This window comes from Streptomyces sp. BBFR102 (assembly GCF_051397025.1).
Lineage (GTDB): Bacteria > Actinomycetota > Actinomycetes > Streptomycetales > Streptomycetaceae > Streptomyces.
Genome location: NZ_CP195757.1, coordinates 2,608,202 through 2,626,376 on the forward strand (window position 1 = coordinate 2,608,202; position 18,175 = coordinate 2,626,376).

The following is an 18,175-nucleotide window of genomic DNA, read 5'->3' on the forward strand; positions in this document are numbered from 1 at the left end:
ATGAGGAAGCACCTATGAAGGGACGGTCCATGACCTCCTCCACCTCCACCATCAACCCCCACGACACGGCGGACCTGTCGCCGCCCTCCCGGGAGCAGGAGCCGCACGGGCCGCCGGGCGGCGGCCGGTTCCGCGTCAGCGGTGCCGATCTCTCCGCCTCCGTCGCGGTCTTCCTGATCTCCCTGCCGCTCTCCCTGGGCATCGCCCTGGCCACCGGCGCCCCGCTCCAGGCCGGGCTGGTGGCCGCCGCCTGCGGCGGGCTGATCGCCGGGCGGGTCGGCGGCTCCCCCCTCCAGGTCAGCGGCCCCGCCGCCGGTCTCACCGTGGTCACCGCCGACCTCATCGTCCAGTACGGCTGGCGGACCACCTGCGCCATCACCGTGCTCGCCGGATTCGCCCAGATCGGCCTCGCCGCGCTGCGGGTCGCCCGGTCCGCGCTCGCCGTCAGCCCCGCCATCGTCCACGGGATGCTGGCCGGCATCGGCCTCACCATCGCCGTCGCCCAGGTGCACATCGTGCTCGGCGGCACCCCGGACAGCTCGGTCGTCGACAACCTCCGCGCCCTGCCCGCCCAACTCGCCGCCGTGCAGCCCGAGGCCGTCCTGGTCAGCGCGCTCACCCTGGGGCTGCTGCTGGCCTGGCCGCGCCTGCCCGGCCGGGGCGCGCGGCTCGCCGAGGTCCTCCCCGCCCCGCTGGTCGCCATCGTCGGCGCCACCGCCGCCGCACAGCTCGCGGGGATGAGCCTGCCCCGGGTCGACCTGCCGTCGTGGAGCAGCCACGCGCTGGCCGGCTTCCCGACCGGCCCGGTGACCGGGCTGGTCACCGCCGTCGTCGCCGTCACCCTGGTGACCAGCGTGCAGTCGCTGCTCGGCGCGGTCGCCGTGGACAAGCTGATCAGCGCCCGCCCCGGGAACGACTCCCGCATCCCCCGCTCGCACCTGGACCGCGAACTGGTCGGCCAGGGCACCGCCAACGTCGTCTCGGGCGCTCTCGGCGGCCTGCCCGTCTCCGGCGTCGCCGTCCGCAGTTCGGCCAATGTCGCCGCCGGCGCGGTCAGCCGGGCCTCCACCATGCTGCACGGCCTCTGGGTGATCGTGGCCGCGCTGCTGCTCGTCCCCGTGCTGGACCTGATCCCGCTGGCGGCGCTCGCCTCCCTGGTGGCAGCGGTCGGCGTGCAGATGGTGAGCCTCAACCACATCCGCACCGTGACCCGGCACCGCGAGATCGCCGTCTACGTGGTGACCACGCTCGGCGTGGTCCTCTTCGGCGTCCTGGAGGGCGTCGCCCTCGGCATCGCCGTCGCCGTGGCGGTCGCCCTGCACCGGTTGACCAGGACCGGAATCACCCACCGCGACGCGGCCGGCACCCACCACGTCCGGGTGCGCGGCCAGTTGACCTTCCTCGCGGTGCCCCGGCTCACCCGCGCCCTGCACCAGGTGCCGCGCGGCAGCCGGGCCGTGGTGGAACTCGACAGCTCGTTCATGGACCACGCCGCCTACGAGGCGCTCCAGGACTGGCAGACCACCCACACCACCCAGGGCGGCGAGGTCGAGATGACCGGCCGGGCGGGGGCCAGGATCGCCGAGCCCGCGTCCCCCTCCCACTCCTGCTGCCGCCCGTGGACCCCGTGGCGCAACCACCACTGCGGGGAACCCGCCGCGACCCTGCTGCCCGGTGGCCCGTCCGCCCCGGTCCGTGTGCACCAACTGGCCGACGGCCTCGGTGCCTTCCAGCGCGACACCGCACCCCACGTGCGGGGCGAGCTGGCGAGACTGGCCCGCGAGGGGCAGCGGCCCGCCCAGCTCTTCCTGACCTGCTCCGACTCGCGGCTGGTCACCAGCATGATCACCTCCAGCGGCCCCGGCGACCTCTTCACCGTCCGGAACGTGGGCAATCTGGTCCCGGTCCCGGGCACCGAGTCGGCGGACGACTCGGTGGGGGCGGCCATCGAGTACGCGGTCGACGTGCTGAAGGTCGGCTCGATCACCATCTGCGGCCACTCCGGCTGCGGCGCGATGCAGGCGCTGCTCAACGCTCCTCGGGCGGAAGGCGAACCGGCGACGCCGCTCGGCCGCTGGCTGCGGCACGGCCTGCCCAGCCTGGACCGGATGGCCGCCGAAGGAGGCACCTGGGCCACCTTGAAGGGCCGGCCCCCCGCCGACATCGCCGAACGGCTCTGCCTGGTCAACGTCGTCCAGCAGCTGGGGCACCTGCGGGCGCACGAGGCCGTGGCCCGCCGGCTGGCCGAGGGCACGCTCATGCTCCAGGGCATGTACTTCGACGTCGGGGAGGCCCAGGCGTACCTGCTGTCCCCCTCGCTGGACCTGTTCGACCGCGTGCCGGCGTCCCCCGCGCCAGGCGGCCCGCACGGGGTCCCGCTCGGCGAGGCGGCGAACGCGGCGCGCTGAGCCGGTGGAGCCGGGGCCGCCCGGGTGAAGACGGGCGGCCCCGGCCGCCGGGCCGAACCGCTTCCCGGCGGTTCGCGGATACGCGGCCGGCGGCGGGGGTACGCGCCCGGCACCGTTCGGCGGGACCGGGCCCGCCGGCCGGGCGGGACACCCGCCCAGGTCAGGGCCCGGCCCGGTTGAACCCGACGCGCCCTCGGCCCGTGTCAGGAAGTACCCCCTGCGCGGGCGGGGGCCGTACCGCGTACCGCACGTCGACCACGCACACAGGTCTAAACCAATTCGCCGACACCCCTTGTCACCTGGGGCCCGCGGATGATGAGCTGTGGCCTGGGACACAACGGACACCCTGGGAAAGGGAGATGTCGTGAGCAACGAAAGCCTGGCCAACCTTCTTCGCGAGGAGAGGAGGTTCGCGCCCCCCGCCGAGCTGGCGGCCACCGCGAACGTCACCGCGGAGGCGTACGAACAGGCCAAGGCTGACCGGCTCGGCTTCTGGGCCGAGCAGGCCCGCCGCCTGACCTGGGAGACCGAGCCGACCGAGACGCTGGACTGGTCGAACCCGCCGTTCGCCAAGTGGTTCGCCGACGGCAAGCTGAACGTCGCGTACAACTGCGTGGACCGCCACGTCGAGGCGGGCAACGGCGACCGGGTCGCCATCCACTTCGAGGGCGAGCCGGGCGACAGCCGGGCCATCACCTACGCGGAGCTGAAGGACGAGGTCTCCCGCGCGGCCAACGCCCTCACCGAGCTGGGTGTGCGGCAGGGCGACCGGGTCGCGGTCTACCTGCCGATGATCCCCGAGGCCGTCGTCGCGATGCTGGCCTGCGCCCGGATCGGCGCCGCCCACTCCGTGGTCTTCGGCGGCTTCTCGGCCGACGCCATCGCCGCGCGGATCGCCGACGCCGACGCCAAGGTCGTCATCACCGCCGACGGCGGCTACCGCCGGGGCAAGCCCTCCGCGCTGAAGCCGGCCGTGGACGACGCGGTGGGCCGCTTCGACTCCGTCGAGCACGTCCTCGTGGTGCGCCGCACCGGGCAGGACGTCGCCTGGACCGAGGGCCGCGACCAGTGGTGGCACGAGGTCACGGGCCGCCAGTCGGCCGAGCACACCCCCGAGGCGTTCGACGCCGAGCAGCCCCTCTTCATCCTGTACACCTCGGGCACGACGGGGAAGCCCAAGGGCATCCTGCACACCTCCGGCGGCTACCTGACCCAGACGGCCTACACCCACCACGCCGTCTTCGACCTCAAGCCGGAAACCGACGTCTACTGGTGCACGGCCGACATCGGCTGGGTCACCGGCCACTCGTACATCACCTACGGACCGCTGGCCAACGGCGCCACCCAGGTGATGTACGAGGGCACCCCGGACACCCCGCACCAGGGCCGGTTCTGGGAGATCGTCCAGAAGTACGGCGTGACGCTGCTCTACACGGCGCCGACCGCCATCCGGACGTTCATGAAGTGGGGCGACGACATCCCCGCCAAGTACGACCTCTCCAGCCTGCGGGTGCTCGGCTCGGTCGGTGAGCCGATCAACCCCGAGGCGTGGATGTGGTACCGCAAGAACATCGGCGGCGACCGCTGCCCGATCGTCGACACCTGGTGGCAGACCGAGACCGGCGCCATGATGATCGCGCCGCTGCCCGGCGTCACCGAGACCAAGCCCGGCTCCGCGCAGGTCCCGCTGCCCGGCATCGCCGCGACCGTCGTGGACGACGAGGCCAACGAGGTGCCGGACGGTGGCGGCGGCTACCTGGTCCTGACCGAGCCGTGGCCGTCGATGCTCCGCACGGTCTGGGGCGATGACCAGCGGTTCCTCGACACCTACTGGTCGCGCTTCCCCGAGCGGTACTTCGCCGGGGACGGCGCCAAGAAGGACGACGACGGCGACATCTGGCTGCTCGGCCGGGTGGACGACGTCATGCTCGTCTCCGGCCACAACATCTCCACCACCGAGGTCGAGTCGGCCCTGGTCTCGCACCCCAAGGTCGCCGAGGCCGCCGTGGTCGGCGCCGCCGACGAGACCACCGGCCAGGCCATCGTCGCCTTCGTCATCCTGCGCGGCACCGCCTCCGAGGACGAGGGCCTCGTCGCCGAACTGCGCGACCACGTCGGCTCCGCGCTCGGCCCGATCGCCAAGCCGAAGCGCATCCTGCCGGTGGCGGAGCTGCCGAAGACCCGCTCCGGCAAGATCATGCGCCGCCTGCTGCGGGACGTCGCGGAGAACCGCGAGCTGGGCGACGTCACCACGCTCACCGACTCCTCCGTGATGGACCTCATCCAGACGCAGCTTCCGAGCGCCTCGTCCGACGACTGAGTCCACCACCGGCGCAGCACCGGGACCCGGCGGCGCGTCCAGCGCGGCCGGGTCCCGGTGCGTCCACCGTTCACCCGGTAGGGTGACGGCACCGCTCTCATCGGCTCGCGCCCCGGGAGCGGGGACAACCGCAGAGGGGACGCCGGGAAGTCTGGTCGGCACGGCATCGCGACGATGCCACCGCAGCCGTACCCGGACTTCGACGAAGGGCCCCTCCCCATGCCCGGCACCACCTCCGCCGCCTTCACGCGCCCGCCGCTGCGCGAACGCCTGCGCCTCGCCGACGCCCTGCGGACCGAGACGGTCGGCGGGATGCTGCTGCTCGCCGCCGCCGTCGCCGCCCTGATCTGGGCCAACACCGCCTCCGGCAGCTACGCGGCGGTCCGCGACTTCCACCTCGGCCCGGCCGTGCTCGGTCTCGACCTGTCCGTCGGACACTGGGCGGCCGACGGTCTGCTCGCCGTCTTCTTCTTCGTCGCGGGCGTCGAGCTGAAGCGGGAACTGGTCGCGGGCGAGCTGCGCGACCCGCGCCGCGCCCTGCTCCCGGTGATCGCGGCCGTCTGCGGCATGATCGCCCCCGCGCTCGTCTACGTCGTCGTCAACGTGGCCGGTGGTGGCGCGCTCACCGGCTGGGCGGTCCCGACCGCCACCGACATCGCCTTCGCGCTGGCCGTCCTCGCGGTCCTCGGCACCTCGCTGCCCTCGGCGCTCCGCGCCTTCCTGCTGACCCTCGCCGTGGTCGACGACCTCTTCGCCATCCTGATCATCGCCGTCTTCTTCACCAGCGACCTGAACTTCCCGGCGCTCGGCGGCGCCGTCGCCGCCCTCGCCCTCTTCTGGCTCCTCCTGCGCATCGGCGTACGCGGCTGGTACGTGTACGTGCCCCTCGCCGTCACCGTCTGGGCGCTGATGTACAACAGCGGCGTCCACGCCACCATCGCCGGTGTCGCCATGGGCCTGATGCTCCGCTGCACTCCTCGCGCGGGCGAGGCGCACTCTCCGGGCGAGCACGTCGAGCATCTCGTACGCCCCCTCTCGGCGGGCCTCGCCGTCCCGCTCTTCGCGCTGTTCGCGGCGGGCGTCTCGGTCTCCGGCGGTGCGCTGGCCGACATCTTCACCCGGCCGGAGACGCTCGGCGTCGTCCTCGGCCTGGTCGTCGGCAAGGCCGTCGGCATCTTCGGCGGCACCTGGCTGACCGCCCGCTTCACCCGGGCCTCGCTCAGCGACGATCTGGCCTGGCCGGACGTCTTCGCCGTCGCCACCCTGGCCGGGATCGGCTTCACCGTCTCCCTGCTCATCGGCGAGCTGGCCTTCGCCGACGACCCGGGGCTGGCCGACGAGATCAAGGCGTCCGTGCTGGTCGGCTCGCTCACCGCGACGCTGCTCGCCACCGTGCTGCTGCGGATGCGGAACGCCAAGTACCGCACACTCCTGCTGGCCGAGGAGCGCGACGAGGACGGCAACGCGGTCCCCGACGTGGACGAGGAGGACGACCCGGCCCACCACCGGCGTCTCGCCGAGCACCACGCCCGGCTCGCCGCCGAGCACCGGGCCCGTGCCGAGGCCCTGGAGGCGGACGACACGCCGAACCCTCCGTCCGGCGCCTGACGGCCCGCCACCGGGGACGGCCGCTCCGGCGGGTTTCCCGCCCGGACAGGCATGTTCCGCGCCCCGACGGGGATGCGCCGGGGCAAAGGGCAGGGCGTACGCCGCTGGTGTGCGGGCCGGACTCCCGCACCGCGAGGAAGCGCGGGGCGCCGCCGTCCGGCATGATCTGACGGAGCAGTAACCACAGAGAACCGGAACGCGCGGGGACAGGCCCCGGGGCCACCGCCGTGCGGCCGGGCCGGAGCGGAAGACGCCGGAGCGGACGTCGGACGAGATGCCGGTGGGGACACCGGGAGAGAAGAGGGAGATCGCGATGAGCGCACCCGTAGGCGCAGACCGCAGCCTCGGCCAGCTGGTGGCCTCGGCCACCGCCGAGCTGTCCGCGCTGGTGCACGACGAGATCGCGCTGGCGAAGAAGCAGCTCAAGCGGGATGTTCAGCGGGGCCTGGTCGGCAGTGCGCTCGGTATCGCCGCGCTCACGGTGCTGATCTTCTCCCTGCCGATGCTGAGCTTCGCGCTCGCCTACGGCTTCCGCACCTGGACCGGCCTGAACATGGCGATCTGCTTCCTGCTGTCCTTCGCCGTCAACGTCGTGGTCGCAGGGCTGCTCGGCATGGTCGCGTTGGTCTTCATGAAGAAGGCCAAGAAGGGCAAGGGCCCGCAGAAGACCGTGGCCTCCGCCAAGCAGACGGCCGCCGTCCTCCAGAACGCCAAGCCGCACCCCCGCCCGGAGCCGGCCGGCGCCCTGCCCGACGTCTCCGGCCGCCCCTACCCGGCCGCCGCCGTGGAGGCCAAGGGCGCCCACCTCGACCGGGACGGTGAGTCAGGCGCGGCTGTGGCACGCTCGTCCTCATGACGGACCCCGCCACCCATCCGGCCCAACCCGCGACCATCATCCGCCCCGACGGCCCCTGGACCCACCGGGACGTCGCGGCCAACGGCGCGCGCTTCCACATCGCCGAGGTCGGTGAGGGGCCGCTCGTCCTGCTGCTGCACGGCTTCCCCCAGTTCTGGTGGAGCTGGCGGCACCAGCTGACGGCGCTCGCCGAAGCCGGGTACCGGGCCGTCGCGATGGACCTGCGCGGGGTCGGCGGCAGCGACCGCACCCCGCGCGGCTACGACCCCGCCAACCTCGCCCTCGACGTCACCGGCGTCATCCGCTCCCTCGGCGAGCCGGACGCCGCCCTGGTAGGCCACGACCTCGGCGGGTACCTGGCCTGGACCGCCGCAGTGATGCGCCCCAAGCTGGTGCGCCGGCTGGCGGTCTCCTCGATGCCGCACCCCCGCCGCTGGCGCTCGGCGATGCTGACCGACCTGCGGCAGACCCGGGCCGGGTCGTACATCTGGGGGTTCCAGCGGCCCTGGGTCCCGGAACGTCAGCTGGTGGCGGACGAGGCGGCGCTGACCGGGCGGCTGATCCGCGAGTGGTCGGGGCCCAGGCTTCCCGACGACGAGGCGGTCGACACCTATCGGCAGGCCATCGGCATCCCGTCGACGGCTCACTGCTCGATCGAGCCGTACCGCTGGCTGGTGCGTTCCATGGCCCGGCCCGACGGCGCCCAGTTCAACCGCCGCATGAAACTGCCCGTACGCGTCCCCACGCTGCACCTGCACGGCGCGCTCGACCCGGTGATGCGTACCCGCAGCGCCGCCGGTTCCGGGGAGTACGTGGAGGCGCCCTACCGCTGGCGGCTCTTCGAGGGGCTCGGCCACTTCCCGCACGAGGAGGACCCGGAGCTGTTCTCGCACGAGCTGATCAGCTGGCTGAAGGACCCCGAGCCCGACCGCTGACCACCGGCGCGACCACCGGGGGCGCGCACGGGGTGTATGCGTGCTCCCCGGCACACCCGCTCACTCCGGCGTGACTTGCCCCGCGCATAAGCCAATTGGGCGCCCCGGCCACGATTACCGACCATGAGGGGCGGGCACACGTCCGGGTATGGGCTGGACGCACGACTACAACGACGTAGCACGCAACCGCCGCCTGGCCGCAGCGCCGGGCACGCGCCGCCGGGGTGACCTCCGGGACCGGGGGCTCGATCCCGATTCCCGGGAGATCGGCATTCCCCGCATCCTCCGCCGCCGCGCCCGCTGGGTCTCGGCGCGGCTGCGGCACACGCGCGACTGAGCCGACCTCCTGGCCGGCCGCCTCGTCGAGGCACCTGCCTACGGTCCTCCGTCCGCACACACCCCTTTCCCGACCCGACACCCGCGCCCCACCGAGCCCGCCCCCGACACAGGGCGGGCTTGCTCATGGGTTCACCGGCCCGGGGCCCTACATGGCGCAGGCGTCGCTGGAGACCGGCTGGCTGGCCCGGCGGCCTTCGCGGACGTCCTCGCGGACCTCGTCGGCGGTGAGGGCGTAGCCCGTTTCCTCGTCGTCCAGGGACTTGGCGAAGATGACGCCGTAGACCTCGCCCTTCGGGGTGAGGAGCGGGCCGCCGGAGTTGCCCTGGCGGACGGTGGCGTAGAGCGAGAAGACGTCGCGGCTGACGGTGCCGCGGCGGTAGATGTCGGGCCCGTCGGCGGTGATGCGGCCGCGGATGCGGGCGGCTTGGACGTCGTACCCGCCGTTCTCCGGGAAGCCCGCGACGATCGCGCTGTCGCCGCGCTCGGCCTCCTGGGAGGCGAAGTCGAGGGCGGGCGCCTGGAGCTCGGGGACGTCCAGGACGGCGATGTCCTTCTCCCAGTCGTAGAGGACGACCGTGGCGTCGTAGCGCCGGCCCTCGCCGCCGACCTGGACGGTCGGCTCGTCGACGCCGCCGACGACGTGGGCGTTGGTCATGACGCGCCGCTCGTCGAAGACGAAGCCGGTGCCCTCCAGAACCTTGTTGCAACTCTGCGCGGTGCCCACGACCTTGACGATGGACCGCTTCGCCTTCTGCGCCACGGGGCTCGCGGCGAGGCCCGAGTCGGGCGGCTGGACGTCGGTGATCGGCTCGTTGGCGAACGGACTGAAGACCTGCGGGAACCCGTTCTGCGCGAGGACCGAGCGGAAGCCGGCGAACCAGGTGTCGGCCTGGTCCGGCAGGGCCTGGTCTACGCCCTGGAGCACCTTGGAGCCGCGCACCTCCTTGCCGACGGTCGGCAGGGTCGTCCCGGCGAGGAGTCCACCGATCAGCCAGGCGACGAGGAGCATGGCGACGACGTTGACCACGGCGCCGCCGGTGGCGTCCAGCGCGCGGGCCGGGGTCCAGGTGATGTGGCGGCGGAGCTTGTTGCCGAGGTGGGTGGTGAGGGCCTGGCCGACCGAGGCGCAGACGATGACGATGACGACCGCGACGACGGCGGCGACCGTACTGACCTCGGCGTCGTCGGTGACGGCGTCCCAGAGGACGGGCAGCAGCAGCACGGCGGCCAGTCCGCCGCCGAGGAAGCCGATCACCGACAGGATGCCGATGACGAACCCCTGGCGGTATCCGATCACCGCGAACCACACGGCGGCGATCAACAGCAGGATGTCCAGCACGTTCACCGAATCCGCCCTCTCCTTCGTCGTGCCTGGGCACCTGGTCGTTGCCTGGAAGCTGCTGTCCGGTCGGCACCGGAACACGCCGCCGCCTTCCGTGGGCTCGGTCACACGGCGGCACCGGACACGCGGCACCCGCCGCCACCGCGACGTACCGCGCACCCTTCCTCACGCGACCGGCCGGGACCCGACGGGGTCCGCCGACGGCCGCACCCCCGTCACCTTGTCATGCGTGCCGGTCGAGCGTGACCTGCTTCGTACGGTCCCAGGGCTGCTCCCAGCCGGCGTAGTGCAGGATGCGGTCGATCACGCCGGCGGTGAACCCCCAGACCAGGGCCGACTCGACCAGGAAGGCGGGACCGGCGTGGCCCAGCGGGTGGACGGCAGTGGCGCGGTTGGCCGGGTCGGTGAGGTCGGCCACCGGCACGGTGAAAACGCGGGCCGTCTCGCCCGGGTCCACGACGCGGACCGGGGTCGGTTCGCGCCACCAGGCGACCACCGGGGTCACCACGAACCCGCTCACCGGGATGTACAGCTTCGGCAGCACGCCGAACGGCTGGACGCCCAGCGGGTCGAGGCCGGTCTCCTCCTCGGCCTCCCGCAGGGCGGCCCGCAGCGGGCCCGTGGTGAGCGGATCGCCGTCCTCCGGGTCGAGCGAGCCGCCGGGGAAGGAGGGCTGGCCGGCGTGCGAGCGGAGCTTGGCGGCACGCTCTATGAGCAGCAGTTCGGGCCCGCGCCGCCCCTCGCCGAAGAGGACCAGCACCGCCGACTGGCGGCCCGCGCCACTCTCGGGCGGGAGGTAGCTGCTGAGCTGGCGCGGACGCACCGTGTCCACGACGTGCGCCACCGGCCGCAGCCACTCGGGCAGGCCCTCGTCGCTCACCGTCACGCGGTCCTCGCGCTCCTCCTCGCGGACGCCGCTGTGGACGCCCTGGTCGATTCCGCCGGTCTGGGTCATCGGCACCCCCGTCTCTGTGAGCACAACGCGGCGCGCACCACGGATCGTTCCAACCGGCGCCGCACCGGTAAGCCCGTCATCGCGTGCCCGGTCCGGGAGCGGACGGGCCCGGGTAGTCCGGCGGGGGCTTCAGGCGCTGGCCGGGGAGACCGCCCTTCTCGTACTTCAGCAGCTTCTTCGCCTTCTCCGGGTCGGTCTCGCCCTCGCCGTACGACGGGCAGAGGGCGGCGATCGGGCAGGCTCCGCAGGCGGGCTTGCGGGAGTGGCAGATGCGGCGGCCGTGGAAGATGACGCGGTGCGAGAGCATCGTCCAGTCCTTCTTCGGGAAAATCGCCGCGACGGCCGCCTCGACCTTCACCGGGTCGGTCTCCTCGGTCCACTTCCAGCGGCGCACCAGCCGGCCGAAGTGGGTGTCGACGGTGAGTCCGGGGACGCCGAAGGCGTTGCCCAGCACGACGAAGGCGGTCTTGCGGCCGACGCCGGGCAGCGAGACCAGGTCGTCGAGCTTCCCCGGCACCTCGCCGTCGAACCGGTCCCGCAGCGCGGCCGAGAGGCCCAGCAGTGAGCGGGCCTTGGCGCGGAAGAACCCGGTCGGCCGGATCAGCTCCTCCAGCTCCTCGGGCGGCGCCGCGGCCAGGTCCTCGGGCGTCGGGTACCTGGCGAAGAGCGCGGGCGTCGTCTGATTGACCCTCAGGTCCGTGGTCTGCGCCGACAGGACCGTCGCGACCAGGAGCTGGAAGGGGTTCTCGAAGTCCAGCTCCGGGTGGGCGTACGGATAGACCTCGGCCAGCTCGCGGTTGATCCGGCGGGCTCTGCGCACCATGGCCAGGTGCGACTCGCGCCAGGGCCGGCCGGCGAGCGCGGCCCCCTGCACGGACGTGGAGGCGCCGCGCTTCGCCGCGGCCGGGGGCGCGGGCTCCCGCACGACGGGCGGCTTCGCGGCGTCGTCCGGCTTCTTCGCGGCGGGCTCGCGCCCGTTGCTCTTCGCCATGGCACGAAGGCTACGCCGGACGACCGACACCGGGCGGGAACCTCACGAGAGCCCCACTCCCGCCACCGCTCCTCACCTGCGCGACCACGCCGCACCGCCCGCCTCCTCGCACACCCGTACGTGCGTACGGGATGACGGTGCGTGTACGCGGCCGGGACGCGGGTAGGCCGTCCGGGCGGCGGTCGGGACGCCGCCTGCGCGGCGCCCGCGTTGCGCCGTTCGGTGACGCGCGTCCGCCTATCGGACGCATCGACGAAAGGGGGCCTTTTTGCCGTTCCTTTACCTTCGATACCCTCGGAATCGAAGGTGTTCGCCCACAGCGCAACGGCAGCCCGTGCCCTCCCGCGACAACGCCCTGGCCTGCACTCCAGCCGCTCCCCACAAGGGTTCCAGGTCCTGTCCGGCCGTCACCCGGACGGCCGGACCTGGGCCCCGAGACCCTCCGATCCGCCCCCTGCCGCACGGAACGGCACACCCGTCCGGCATCCTTGTGATTGATCGCACTGTTTGACCCGTCCGGCAAAATGGGGACCACGGTTCCCTGAGCAGGTCGACATAGGAGAGAACTCGTGGACGATGTTCTGCGGCGCGCGCCGCTCTTCGCGGCGCTCGACGACGAGCAGGCCGCGGAGCTCCGCGCCTCCATGAGCGAGGTGACCCTCGCCCGTGGCGACGCGCTGTTCCACGAAGGCGACCCCGGCGACCGCCTGTACGTGGTCACCGAGGGCAAGGTGAAGCTCCACCGCACTTCCCCCGACGGCCGGGAGAACATGCTGGCCGTGCTCGGCCCCGGCGAGCTGATCGGTGAGCTGTCGCTCTTCGACCCCGGCCCCCGCACGGCCACCGCCAGCGCCCTGACCGAGGTCAAGCTCCTCGGCCTGGGCCACGGCGACCTCCAGCCGTGGCTCAACGCCCGGCCCGAGGTGGCTTCCGCCCTGCTGCGCGCCGTCGCCCGGCGCCTGCGCAAGACCAACGACCAGATGTCCGACCTGGTCTTCTCCGACGTCCCCGGCCGTGTGGCCCGGGCCCTCCTGGACCTCTCCCGGCGCTTCGGGGTGCAGTCCGAGGAAGGCATCCACGTCGTGCACGACCTGACCCAGGAGGAGCTGGCCCAGCTCGTCGGCGCCTCCCGCGAGACGGTCAACAAGGCCCTCGCGGACTTCGCCGGCCGCGGCTGGCTGCGCCTGGAGGCCCGCGCGGTCATCCTGCTCGACGTCGAGCGCCTGGCGAAGCGCTCGCGCTGACCCACCCGAAGGGCCGGGCGGGGCCGCGCCGGAGACCGGTGCCGACCCGCCCGGCCCTTCGGCATGCCCGGGCCAGGCCGGCCCTCAGCCGCCCAGCAGATACTCCAGCTGCGCCCGCACCGACAGCTCGGCCGCCGGCCACAGGCTCCGGTCGACGGCCGCGTAGACGAGCGCGACGACCTCGCCCGGTTCGGTGACCCCCGCCGCCACCGCCGCCCTGACCTGGTCGAGGCGGGCGGCCCGGTGGCGGAGGTAGAACTCCAGCGCCCCCTGCGCGTCGTCCAGGACTGGGCCGTGGCCCGGCAGGACCGTGCTGACGCCGTCGCCGGTGGTCAGCGAGTGCAGCCGGCGCAGCGAGTCGAGGTAGTCGCCGAGCCCCCCGTCGGGGTGGGAGACCATCGTGGTGCCCCGCCCGAGCACGGTGTCCCCGGTCAGCACGGCCCGGTCGGCGGGCAGGTGGAAGCTGAGCGAGTCGGCGGTGTGCCCGGGCGTCGGCACCACCCGCAGCTCCAGCCCGCCGACGGTGACGACGTCCCCGGCGCCGAGCCCTTCGTCGCCCAGCCGCAGCGCCGGGTCGAGTGCGCGCACCTTGGTCCCCGTCAGCTCGGCGAAGCGGGCGGCGCCCTCGGCGTGGTCGGCGTGGCCGTGGGTGAGCAGGGTCAGCCCGACCCGCCGCCCGGCCGCCTCGGCGGTGGCGACGACGGCCTTCAGGTGCCCCTCGTCCAGCGGCCCCGGGTCGATGACCACGGCCAGGTCGGAGTCGGGCTCGGCCACCAGCCAGGTGTTGGTGCCGTCCAGCGTCATCGCCGAGGGGTTGGGCGCGAGGACGTTGTGGGCGCGGACCGTGGCGGGTCCGGCGACGGCGCCCCGGGGCTGCCCGGGCAGTGCGGCCGCTTCGGTCATGACTGCTGCTCCTGGAGCGGTATGCGTGGCCCGGTCGGCACGTGCCGGGTGAACTCCGCGTGCCCCGGCCAGGTCAGCACGATCTCCTCGCCGCGCAGTTCGGCCTCGGCCACCACCGGGGTGAGGTCCTGCCCGGCGGCGCCCGCGAGGGCCTCGGCGGTGCTCGCGTACGGCAGCAGCGCGCGCAGGGTCGCGATGGTGGGCGGCATCATCAGCAGCTCCCCCCGGTCGTAGCGGGCGGCGGCGTCGGCGGGCCGGGTCCACTCGGTGCGGTCGGCCTCGCCGGAGGTCTCGGCGGTGACCTGGCCGACGGGGAGCCGGGCGGCGAAGAACCAGGTGTCGTAGCGGCGGGGCTCGAACTCCGGGGTGATCCAGCGCGCCCAGGCGGCGAGCAGGTCGGAGCGCAGGACGAGGCCGCGCCGGTCGAGGAAGTCGGCGAACGACAGCTCGTGCGCCTCCAGCGCGGCCCGGTCGGCGGCCCACCGGGCGCCCGTGGTGTCGGCGACGACCCGGTCGGGGTCCGGCCCGGCCAGCAGCACCCCGGCCTCCTCGAAGGTCTCCCGCACCGCCGCACAGACGATCGCCTGCGCCTGGGCCGGGCTCACCCCGAGGCGCTCGCCCCAGCTCTCCAGCGAGGGCCCGGCCCACCGCACGGGCCGGTCGTCGCGCGGGTCGACCCCGCCGCCCGGGTAGGCGTACGCGCCGCCCGCGAAGGCCATCGAGGCGCGCCTTCGCAGCATGTGGACGCGGGGCCCCGAGCCGTCGGGCTCGTCGCGCAGGAGCATGACCGTGGCGGCCCGCCGGGGGGTCGCCGGGGTGAGTTCGCCGCTGGCCAGGGCCCTGATGCGGGCGGGCCACTCGGGCGGGTACCACTGACCGTTCGCCATGGCCGGAGGCTATCCGCTGCGGCCCGAATCTTCGAGAGCCGCCGACGGGCCCCGATACGCGGAACGCGCCGCTCCCCGCGTGGGAACGACGCGTACGCGTGCGGAGAGGAGCGAGGGTCAGGCCGCGGCCAGCTCCACCTGGATCTCCACCTCGACCGGGGCGTCCAGCGGCAGGACGGCCACGCCGACGGCACTGCGGGCGTGCACGCCCTTGTCGCCGAGGACCTCGCCGAGGAGTTCGCTGGCACCGTTGATCACGGCGGGCTGCCCGGTGAAGTCCGGGGCCGAGGCGACGAAACCGGTGACCTTCACCACGCGGGCGATCCGGTCCAGGTCACCGACGACCGACTTCACGGCGGCCAGGGCGTTCAGCGCGCAGACCCGCGCCAGGTCCTTGGCGTCCTCCGGCGTCACCTCGCCGCCGACCTTGCCGGTCAGCGGAAGGACACCGTCCACCATGGGCAGCTGGCCCGAGGTGTACACGTACGCCCCGGAGGTCACCGCGGGCTGGTACGAGGCGAGCGGCGGCACCACGTCGGGCAGGGTCAGCCCCAGCTCGGCGATGCGCGCCTCGACCGCGCTCACGCCTGCTTCTCGCGCTTGAGATAGGCGACGAGCTGCTCGGGGTTGGGACCGGGCACGACCTGCACCAGCTCCCAGCCGTCCTCGCCCCAGGTGTCCAGGATCTGCTTGGTCGCGTGCACGAGGAGCGGCACCGTCGCGTACTCGAATTTCTTGGTCATACGGCGACTGTAACGGCTCCACCGGCGCACCCCGCGCGGGCGGTCTCATGCGTACCGCGACACCCAGTGGTTAGGCTCGACGGCGTGAGCAGGCTCCAGGTCGTCAGCGGCAAGGGCGGGACCGGCAAGACGACGGTCGCCGCCGCACTCGCGCTCGCCCTCGCCTCGCGGGGGCGGCGGACCCTGCTGGTCGAGGTCGAGGGCCGGCAGGGCATCGCCCAGGTCTTCGAGACCGAGCCGCTGCCCTACGAGGAGCGGAAGATCGCGGCGGCACCCGGCGGCGGCGAGGTGTTCGCCCTGGCGATCGACCCGGAGCTGGCCCTCCTGGACTACCTCCAGATGTTCTACAAGCTGGGCGGCGCCGGCCGGGCCCTGAAGAAGCTCGGCGCCATCGACTTCGCCACCACCGTCGCCCCCGGCCTGCGCGACGTCCTGCTCACCGGCAAGGCGTGCGAGGCGGTCCGCCGCAAGGACCGGAAGGGCCGGTACGTCTACGACCACGTCGTCATGGACGCCCCGCCCACCGGCCGCGTCACCCGCTTCCTCAACGTCAACGACGAGGTCGCGGGCCTCGCCAGGATCGGTCCGATACACCATCAGGCGCAGGCGGTCATGGGAGTCCTGAAGTCCCCGCAGACCGAGGTCCACCTGGTCACGCTGTTGGAGGAGATGCCGGTCCAGGAGACCGCCGACGGCCTCGCCGAGCTGCGCGGGGCCGGGCTGCCGGTCGGCCGCGTGGCGGTCAACATGGTCCGCCCCGCCGTGCTCGGCGACGCCGCGCTGCGCACCGCGCTCCGCGACCCCTCGCACACCGCCGTCGCCAAGGCGCTCTCCGCCGCGGGGCTCGGCGGCGCCCGCCGCGGCGGCAAGGCCGAGCGTCTGGTCGACCCGCTCCTGGTGCAGGCCGGCGAGTACGCCGAGCGGCACACCCTGGAGCGTGCCCAGCGCTCCGTCCTGACCGGCCTCGGCCTCCCCCTGCACGAGCTGCCGCTGCTCACCGAGGGCATGGACCTGGCCGGCGTCTACGAACTGTCGGCGCTCCTGCGCGAGCAGGGCGTCGGGGCCACGGCCTGACCCGGTGGCCCCGGAACGAGGAGGACCCTGGTGAGTCTGGAACCGGCGAATCCGCTCGCCGTCGATCCGCTGCTGGACGACCCTGAGACCCGGATCGTGGTCTGCTGCGGCTCGGGCGGCGTCGGCAAGACGACGACCGCCGCCGCCCTCGGCCTGCGCGCCGCCGAGCGCGGACGCCGGGTCGTGGTCCTCACCATCGACCCGGCCCGCCGCCTCGCCCAGTCCATGGGCATCGACTCGCTCGACAACGTCCCGCGCCAGGTCCCCGGCGTCGAGGGCGAGGGCGAGCTGCACGCGATGATGCTGGACATGAAGCGGACCTTCGACGAGATCGTCGAGGCCCACGCCGACCCGCAGCGGGCCCGCGCGATCCTGGAGAACCCCTTCTACCAGTCGCTGTCGTCCGGGTTCGCCGGGACGCAGGAGTACATGGCGATGGAGAAGCTCGGGCAGCTCCGCGCCGCCGACGCCTGGGACCTCATCGTCGTCGACACCCCGCCCTCGCGCTCCGCCCTGGACTTCCTGGACGCCCCCAAGCGACTCGGCTCGTTCCTGGACGGGAAGCTCATCCGGTTGCTGATGGCGCCCGCCAAGGTCGGCGGCCGAGCTGGGATGAGGTTCCTCAACGCCGGGATGTCGATGATGACCGGCGTCCTCGGCAAGCTCCTCGGCGGCCAGCTCCTGCGCGACGTGCAGACCTTCGTGGCCGCCATGGACTCCATGTTCGGCGGCTTCCGCACCCGCGCCGACGCCACGTTCCAGCTGCTCCAGGCGCCGGGGACGGCCTTCCTGGTGGTGGCGGCGCCGGAGCGGGACGCCCTGCGCGAGGCCGCGTACTTCGTGGAGCGCCTCGGCGCCGAGAGGATGCCGCTGGCCGGGCTGGTCCTCAACCGCGTGCACTCCAGCGGCGCCGCCCGGCTCTCCGCCGAGCAGGCACTGGCGGCGGCGGAAAATCTTGACGGCGGCGGCATTGTGGATCAACCGCCCGGGAAAGCTGGACTCGTCGGTAACTCCGCCCCCGAGGCCGCCACCGACCGCGCCACCTCCTCCGGTCCCGGCTCCCCCGCCGACCAGGACGGTGTCCGCGCGGATACGGCGACCACGACAGCGGAAGAGGCAGAAGGGGCGGCAGAGGAAGAGAAGGACCCAGACGAGGAAGTTCCGGTTCCGGTCGAGGAGTTGGCGGCGGGCCTGCTGCGCCTGCACGCCGAACGCATGCGGCTGCTCGCCCGCGAGCAGCGCACCCGCGACCGCTTCACGGCCCGGCACCCCGAGGTGCCCGTCGCCGAGGTGGCCGCCCTGCCGGGCGATGTCCACGACCTGGCGGGCCTGCGCGCCATCGGCACCTGCCTCGCCGAGGCCGGCACCGGCCCGGTGGACGACGGAGCCGCCTGAGACCCACGCGCGACGGCGCGCACGGGCGGACCCGCCGCGCGAGCGCCCGGCCGCGGGCACCCCGCGCCGGCCTCCGTCCCGTAGCGGCGCACCCGTGCCCCGCGTACGTCCGGGAGCAGGCGCCCGGCCGTCCTCGGCCCGCGCCTGGTTCCCGTACTCCCCGCTCGCCGGCCGG

At 73.7% G+C, this 18,175-nt stretch carries 16 protein-coding genes; 9 read left to right on the forward strand and 7 right to left on the reverse strand.

Annotation, left to right across the window (positions count from 1 at the left end):
* Positions 1 to 29: 29 nt before the first annotated feature.
* From ACSLIC_RS11570 to ACSLIC_RS11595, 6 genes are all read left to right on the forward strand, one after another.
* Positions 30 to 2,408 (forward strand): SulP family inorganic anion transporter, encoded by a 2,379-nt coding sequence (locus ACSLIC_RS11570; protein ID WP_436737593.1) that lies wholly within the window; start codon positions 30 to 32, stop codon positions 2,406 to 2,408.
* A 322-nt stretch (positions 2,409 to 2,730) separates the two neighbouring features.
* A complete protein-coding gene (gene acs, locus ACSLIC_RS11575; protein ID WP_436737594.1) occupies positions 2,731 to 4,728 on the forward strand; it encodes an acetate--CoA ligase in 1,998 nt (665 codons plus the stop codon).
* A gap of 219 nt (positions 4,729 to 4,947) precedes the next feature.
* Positions 4,948 to 6,336, forward strand: a complete 1,389-nt coding sequence (gene nhaA / locus ACSLIC_RS11580) for a Na+/H+ antiporter NhaA (protein ID WP_436737595.1) — start codon at positions 4,948 to 4,950, stop codon at positions 6,334 to 6,336.
* A 313-nt stretch (positions 6,337 to 6,649) separates the two neighbouring features.
* A complete protein-coding gene (locus tag ACSLIC_RS11585) occupies positions 6,650 to 7,192 on the forward strand; it encodes a phage holin family protein (RefSeq protein WP_436737596.1) in 543 nt (180 codons plus the stop codon).
* Positions 7,189 to 8,127, forward strand: coding sequence for an alpha/beta fold hydrolase (locus tag ACSLIC_RS11590; protein ID WP_436737597.1), 939 nt, complete (start codon positions 7,189 to 7,191; stop codon positions 8,125 to 8,127). The genes ACSLIC_RS11585 and ACSLIC_RS11590 overlap by 4 nt, the downstream gene beginning before the upstream one ends.
* A 148-nt stretch (positions 8,128 to 8,275) precedes the next feature.
* Complete coding sequence (locus tag ACSLIC_RS11595; RefSeq protein WP_436737598.1) at positions 8,276 to 8,464, forward strand: hypothetical protein; 189 nt, start codon at positions 8,276 to 8,278, stop codon at positions 8,462 to 8,464.
* A gap of 147 nt (positions 8,465 to 8,611) precedes the next feature.
* Here the strand turns inward: ACSLIC_RS11595 and ACSLIC_RS11600 are convergent, their stop codons facing one another.
* From ACSLIC_RS11600 to nth, 3 genes are all read right to left on the reverse strand, one after another.
* A complete protein-coding gene (locus ACSLIC_RS11600) occupies positions 8,612 to 9,811 on the reverse strand; it encodes a MarP family serine protease (protein WP_436737599.1) in 1,200 nt (399 codons plus the stop codon).
* A gap of 220 nt (positions 9,812 to 10,031) precedes the next feature.
* Positions 10,032 to 10,763 carry an NUDIX hydrolase gene (locus ACSLIC_RS11605; RefSeq protein WP_436737600.1) on the reverse strand — a complete coding sequence of 244 codons (732 nt, stop codon included), beginning with the start codon at positions 10,761 to 10,763 and terminating at the stop codon, positions 10,032 to 10,034.
* A gap of 76 nt (positions 10,764 to 10,839) precedes the next feature.
* Positions 10,840 to 11,754: an endonuclease III gene (nth, locus tag ACSLIC_RS11610; RefSeq protein ID WP_436737601.1), complete on the reverse strand. Its 915-nt coding sequence runs from the start codon at positions 11,752 to 11,754 to the stop codon at positions 10,840 to 10,842.
* 569 nt (positions 11,755 to 12,323) lie between these two features.
* Here nth and ACSLIC_RS11615 point away from each other — a divergent pair.
* Positions 12,324 to 12,998 (forward strand): cyclic nucleotide-binding domain-containing protein, encoded by a 675-nt coding sequence (locus ACSLIC_RS11615; RefSeq protein ID WP_161304336.1) that lies wholly within the window; start codon positions 12,324 to 12,326, stop codon positions 12,996 to 12,998.
* An 84-nt stretch (positions 12,999 to 13,082) separates the two neighbouring features.
* Here ACSLIC_RS11615 and ACSLIC_RS11620 read toward each other — a convergent pair whose 3' ends face one another.
* The 4 genes from ACSLIC_RS11620 to ACSLIC_RS11635 all read right to left on the reverse strand — a co-directional run bounded on the left by ACSLIC_RS11620 (position 13,083) and on the right by ACSLIC_RS11635 (position 15,531).
* On the reverse strand, positions 13,083 to 13,901 hold the full coding sequence (locus tag ACSLIC_RS11620; RefSeq protein WP_436737602.1) for an MBL fold metallo-hydrolase: 819 nt from the start codon (positions 13,899 to 13,901) through the stop codon (positions 13,083 to 13,085).
* Complete coding sequence (locus tag ACSLIC_RS11625; protein ID WP_436737603.1) at positions 13,898 to 14,788, reverse strand: NUDIX hydrolase; 891 nt, start codon at positions 14,786 to 14,788, stop codon at positions 13,898 to 13,900. The genes ACSLIC_RS11620 and ACSLIC_RS11625 overlap by 4 nt, the downstream gene beginning before the upstream one ends.
* 117 nt (positions 14,789 to 14,905) lie before the next feature.
* Entirely contained in the window at positions 14,906 to 15,373 is a 468-nt protein-coding gene (locus ACSLIC_RS11630) for a RidA family protein (protein ID WP_436737604.1), read from the reverse strand.
* Positions 15,370 to 15,531 carry a hypothetical protein gene (locus ACSLIC_RS11635; RefSeq protein WP_100455342.1) on the reverse strand — a complete coding sequence of 54 codons (162 nt, stop codon included), beginning with the start codon at positions 15,529 to 15,531 and terminating at the stop codon, positions 15,370 to 15,372. Before ACSLIC_RS11635 ends, ACSLIC_RS11630 begins: the two co-directional genes overlap by 4 nt.
* 84 nt (positions 15,532 to 15,615) lie before the next feature.
* Between ACSLIC_RS11635 and ACSLIC_RS11640 the strand changes: the two genes are divergently transcribed.
* Both ACSLIC_RS11640 and ACSLIC_RS11645 read left to right on the forward strand, forming a co-directional pair.
* Positions 15,616 to 16,605 carry an ArsA family ATPase gene (locus ACSLIC_RS11640; RefSeq protein ID WP_436737605.1) on the forward strand — a complete coding sequence of 330 codons (990 nt, stop codon included), beginning with the start codon at positions 15,616 to 15,618 and terminating at the stop codon, positions 16,603 to 16,605.
* Between the two features lie 30 nt (positions 16,606 to 16,635).
* Complete coding sequence (locus ACSLIC_RS11645; protein ID WP_436737606.1) at positions 16,636 to 18,000, forward strand: ArsA family ATPase; 1,365 nt, start codon at positions 16,636 to 16,638, stop codon at positions 17,998 to 18,000.
* The last annotated feature ends 175 nt before the right edge of the window (positions 18,001 to 18,175 follow it).

What these genes read in the sequence shown, in the direction of transcription:
- ACSLIC_RS11625 (WP_436737603.1), bottom strand. Translation starts at nt 14,788, where the DNA reads ATGGCGAACGGTCAGTGGTACCCGCCCGAGTGGCCCGCCCGCATCAGG.
- ACSLIC_RS11585 (WP_436737596.1), top strand. Translation starts at nt 6,650, where the DNA reads ATGAGCGCACCCGTAGGCGCAGACCGCAGCCTCGGCCAGCTGGTGGCC.
- ACSLIC_RS11590 (WP_436737597.1), top strand. Translation starts at nt 7,189, where the DNA reads ATGACGGACCCCGCCACCCATCCGGCCCAACCCGCGACCATCATCCGC.
- ACSLIC_RS11635 (WP_100455342.1), bottom strand. Translation starts at nt 15,531, where the DNA reads ATGACCAAGAAATTCGAGTACGCGACGGTGCCGCTCCTCGTGCACGCG.
- ACSLIC_RS11570 (WP_436737593.1), top strand. Translation starts at nt 30, where the DNA reads ATGACCTCCTCCACCTCCACCATCAACCCCCACGACACGGCGGACCTG.
- nth (WP_436737601.1), bottom strand. Translation starts at nt 11,754, where the DNA reads ATGGCGAAGAGCAACGGGCGCGAGCCCGCCGCGAAGAAGCCGGACGAC.
- nhaA (WP_436737595.1), top strand. Translation starts at nt 4,948, where the DNA reads ATGCCCGGCACCACCTCCGCCGCCTTCACGCGCCCGCCGCTGCGCGAA.
- ACSLIC_RS11605 (WP_436737600.1), bottom strand. Translation starts at nt 10,763, where the DNA reads ATGACCCAGACCGGCGGAATCGACCAGGGCGTCCACAGCGGCGTCCGC.
- ACSLIC_RS11620 (WP_436737602.1), bottom strand. Translation starts at nt 13,901, where the DNA reads ATGACCGAAGCGGCCGCACTGCCCGGGCAGCCCCGGGGCGCCGTCGCC.
- ACSLIC_RS11595 (WP_436737598.1), top strand. Translation starts at nt 8,276, where the DNA reads ATGGGCTGGACGCACGACTACAACGACGTAGCACGCAACCGCCGCCTG.